Origin of the sequence: uncultured Flavobacterium sp. (assembly GCF_963975005.1) — a bacterium.
Classification (GTDB): domain Bacteria; phylum Bacteroidota; class Bacteroidia; order Flavobacteriales; family Flavobacteriaceae; genus Flavobacterium.
Window position 1 is genome coordinate 1 of sequence record NZ_CAXBFR010000172.1, and the last position, 4,424, is coordinate 4,424.

The 4,424-nt window shown below is 27.9% G+C and carries 5 protein-coding genes; all 5 read left to right on the plus strand.

The window, feature by feature from the left end:
* Positions 1–117: 117 nt before the first annotated feature.
* The 5 genes from AACZ53_RS13920 to AACZ53_RS13940 all read left to right on the plus strand — a co-directional run bounded on the left by AACZ53_RS13920 (position 118) and on the right by AACZ53_RS13940 (position 4,352).
* On the plus strand, positions 118–792 hold the full coding sequence (locus tag AACZ53_RS13920) for a hypothetical protein (protein WP_339839689.1): 675 nt from the start codon (positions 118–120) through the stop codon (positions 790–792).
* 199 nt (positions 793–991) lie between these two features.
* Complete coding sequence (locus AACZ53_RS13925) at positions 992–2,503, plus strand: hypothetical protein (protein WP_339839691.1); 1,512 nt, start codon at positions 992–994, stop codon at positions 2,501–2,503.
* Positions 2,504–2,513: 10 nt separating this feature from the next.
* Positions 2,514–3,110: a DUF6705 family protein gene (locus tag AACZ53_RS13930; protein WP_339839693.1), complete on the plus strand. Its 597-nt coding sequence runs from the start codon at positions 2,514–2,516 to the stop codon at positions 3,108–3,110.
* Positions 3,111–3,624: 514 nt separating this feature from the next.
* On the plus strand, positions 3,625–4,011 hold the full coding sequence (locus tag AACZ53_RS13935; protein ID WP_339839695.1) for a hypothetical protein: 387 nt from the start codon (positions 3,625–3,627) through the stop codon (positions 4,009–4,011).
* A gap of 8 nt (positions 4,012–4,019) precedes the next feature.
* Complete coding sequence (locus AACZ53_RS13940) at positions 4,020–4,352, plus strand: hypothetical protein (protein ID WP_339839698.1); 333 nt, start codon at positions 4,020–4,022, stop codon at positions 4,350–4,352.
* The last annotated feature ends 72 nt before the right edge of the window (positions 4,353–4,424 follow it).

Genomic DNA, 4,424 nt, shown 5'->3' on the forward strand with positions numbered 1-4,424 from the left:
AAACCTCTATGATTCGTAATTTTGTTTTATATTTGTTTTGGTCAGTGCTTAATCAAAGCCACTGAAACAAAGCCGCAAAACGTTAGCAAACATGTGCGTTTGAACTAAAATTTAACTATGAAATCTAAAGAAATTAATAGTGATATTGAAGATATCGAAGATGTTTTAAAAAAGATTGAAAAGTCTTATAATATTGTATTTCTACCTAATGAATTGAGAAAATTAAAAACTTTTGGAGAAATATCAAATCTTGTAATCTCAAAAATAAATTTAGAAGAAGAAAATGATTGTTCTTCACAACAAGCTTTTTACAAATTGAAAAATGCTATTGCTAAAGTTACAGATACTTTAGAAACAGAAATTTCACCCAGTACTACTTTGGAAAAATTATTTCCAAGAAACAGAAGAAATAAGATTTTATTAATTGAAAAAGATTTGAACTTAAACCTTAAAGCTTTTTCAGTTTCTAAAGTAATTGTTTTTACTCTTTTTATTTTATTGATAATTTCAATTGCAATGATTTTTATTAATTTGAAATATAGTCTTTACGGAATTTTACTTACAATAATATTGATGAAAATTTCAGATAAAACATCTACAAAATTTTCAGTTACAACTGTTGGTGAACTTTCTACAAATATGATGCTTGAAAATTATATTGAAACTCGTAGAAATTCAAAAAGCTTCAATAAAAATGAAATTAAAAAAAATTTAGAAATGCTTTTCATTAAAGATTTGGGCTTAACAAATGAATTTAGCGAACTTACTGATGAAACAATTATTTTTTACTAAATCACGTTTGCTAACAATGGTTTTATAAAATGGCTTGGGCTTGGTTTTTCCTTCGAAAAAACCTCTATGAGTCGAAAATTTGTCTATATTTGTTTTGGTTAGTGTCTAATCAAAGCCACTTTATAAAGCCACTAAACGTTGTAGGCAATACTCGGACAAAAATTGCGAAAAATTAATATTAACTAAAAACAACGTTTACATGAAAAAAAACAGAAACATTAAATTTTTACTCTCTTTTATTTTGAGTATAATTATTTTATCTTGTGCTTATGAAGAAGATTTAATTAAAAATCATAATCATAGCGAAAAATTTAAAATTGAACAAGTTAAATACAACGAGTTAATTAAAACAAACTTGTTTAATCAAGCTGTAAAAAGAATTCCAAAAAAGAAAGTCACAAAAACTAACGAATTTGGTAGGACAATAGTTGAAGACACTTATGGTTTTACAATTATAGATACACCAGTTAAAATAATTGAATATGATGGCAAAACAACTTACACTCTCCAAATAATAAGAGATGAAAATATTGATGGTCAACTTGAAAATTTAGTTTTGTATGACCAAATAATTGACAACAGTATTGGGTATATTATTAAATATAATGTTTTAAAAAGTGTTTCAAAAACTGAAAGAGAAATTATGGAAGATGGTATTGACGAAACAATAACATTAACATTAAGCGGGACAAGCTCTACTAATAGACAAAGTATAAGTGTTACATATGTTACTTGTCCATGTGCCCAAGACCAAACATGTTACTGTGGTGGTAATCCCGAAAATTCTAATTATGAAGCTGGTTGCTCAACCACTGTTTTCTATCTGTTAAGCCCATTAGGAACATCAGTAACAGGCAACTGGGGTGATGGAGGATCAAGCACCAGTACTAGTGGTGGTGGTGGACCAGACCCAAATGGACCATCAACTTATGATGGTTCAGACCCTAATATTCATGGCAATGGCTCTACTTCTCCAACTAGTTGTCCAACTTGTACAGAAATTGATAACGAAGAAGAACAGGAAACTCCTTGCGAAGAGTTAAATGATTTAAAAAACAAACCTAATATTCAAAGCGCTTTGTATGAATTAGAAGATGAAATAGCAAATACTCCTATGGGTAATGTTTCTGATGAAGCTTCTTTTATGCTTGACATAGCTCCTAATGAAAGTGTAACACTTAGAAAAGCTTATGGTTCTCAAGGAATGGTTAAAGTTAAAGTTGGACAAAAAAGTTTTGGAGCGCTCCATGTTCACAATTTAGGTATTGATCCAATGTTCGATCCAGGTGACTTGTTAGTTATTTGCAAAATGGCTAATTCATTTGTTCCTGCTCCACCAGATCATCCAGATAATTATTATAACCCAACCATATTTTTTAATACAATGGTTGTTAATGGATATGCCTATGCAGTTGTGCCAAATGATATTGCAGCTTTTAAAACTAAATGTGCTTATCTAAATAATAATTGGAAAAGATTAAACTTAAAAATCCAAATGGAATTTAAGAAAATAAAAAAAGAAGGACTTACAAACCAACTTGATTTTGCCAAAGTATTTTTAGACTTTATAAATAACCCTAATGACTCTAATCTAAATTTTAATGTTTCTTTATACAGAATTTCTACATCACCAATTAATCAAAATAATTGGAAAAAATTAACCTTAGACAGTACAAAATTAAATGGCATAAGTGAAGATGCCTGTAACTAAATTTAAAAAAATGAAAATATATATATACATACTAGTGCTTTTAAGTATTTCTTGCAAAGCACAATATTCGTTACAAAATTATGACTCTGCTAACGATTTGCCAAGTGGTTCTTATTGTGCCGATACTTTTAATGATTTTAATAACTATGAGGGCACTTGGAAATCAGTTGTAGGCAATAAAGAGTTTACAATAATATTACAAAAAAGAACACATATTTATTATGATTTTGAAGATATTTACACTGATTTTTTAGTTGGGGAATACAAATACAAAGAAAACAATGTAGAAATAATAAATACAACGTCAAACTTAAATACAACAATTTCTTTAGGAAATAATATTACTGGAAATTTATTTATTCAAGACAATAATGATTTTCCAATTTGTGATGATTGTATACCAAATGAGCGCAGAGTTCAACTTTTCTTTACAGACCCAACAAGAACACATGTGCATGCTTTAATTGTATTAAGATATAAAGTTGAAAACGGTGTTCAAGTAATTAAAGCTACTTTATATGAAACATTATCTATAACTGTAGAAGGTGATAATTTACCTGAACACATAACAGTTCCTGTTGGTGTATATACTTTAATAAAACAATAATAAATCAATTTTTAAATATAATTAGTTAATACAAAAAGACTTATTGCATGAGCAATAAGTCTTTTGTTGTTTTTATTTAGATAGTTCCCTACCCTATTTAGATTTCTTGCTACCTCATTTAGATATATGCGATACATCAAAAGAAATATAACGTACTAATTTAGAAAACTCCCATACATCAAGAGAATTATGTCATACATTTTTAGATTTATGTCATACATCAGAAGAATTATGTCATACATTTTTAGATATATGTCATACATTTTTAGAAAACTACCGAACTGCCGAAAGAAAATGCCTAAATCGTTGGAATTGATAAGTGTTTTTCACAAGAAGTACTGCCTACAACAACGGTTTGTAGCAATTGCTTGGCTTGGTCTTTGTTTGAATTTTCTCCAAAAATTCATTAGGAGTTTTGTACTTGTGAAATTAAGTGTTAAATTTACGCAACTGCTTCAAGCCGCAGAACGTTGTGCACAAGCGAAAAAAACGATGTAAATAAATATATTTTAAGATGAAAAAATTCAATTACATATTAATATTTTTTTCTTTTTTTCTGAATAACTGTATAGCTCAAGATAAAAATGATTCAATTATACTTGGAATATCAAAAGTTACTGAATGTAATGGAAAAACTATTGAATTAATACTTCCTAAAAATTGGAATACACCTGATAGACTTGATATTGATAAAGGATTCATACAAACTTATATTTATCCTGACAAAAGCTATATATCATTTATGTGTGGAGACGCAGAATTACATAAGCAAAAAAATATTAAAGAAGGTGAATATGCAAGAGAAGAAAAATATAATGGCTTTTCAATAATTTATGGTAATGTTAAGGCTGATAGAAAAGACGAATTTGACGAAGCTTTAAATAGAATGAAAAGTAAATAATTTGCTTAATGGAATTCACAAAACAATTTTCTAATTTCCCAAACTCATTTGAAATTATCAAAAATGAATTTTATTCATATGATCCAAATTTGGTGTTTGAAGAAAGCTTAAGTTTCTATTATTTATCAGAAGACTTATTACAAATTCATTTAGAAAGTAAAAATATAACTCTTGATTTAGGTTGGTATGGTGATTTATCTAATAATAAAGGTTGTTTTAAAATATCAATAATTGGAAATGAAGATTGGCAAAATCCATTAGAAATTATAAAATCTAAATCTCAAACAGAAATATCTGAAAAACTAAAAAAAATAATTGAAAAATATAACAAATCGTCATAAAAGCCTGTGCACAACAGCGGTTTTGTTCAATGGCTTGGGCTTGGTTTTTCCTTCGGAAAAACCTCTATGATT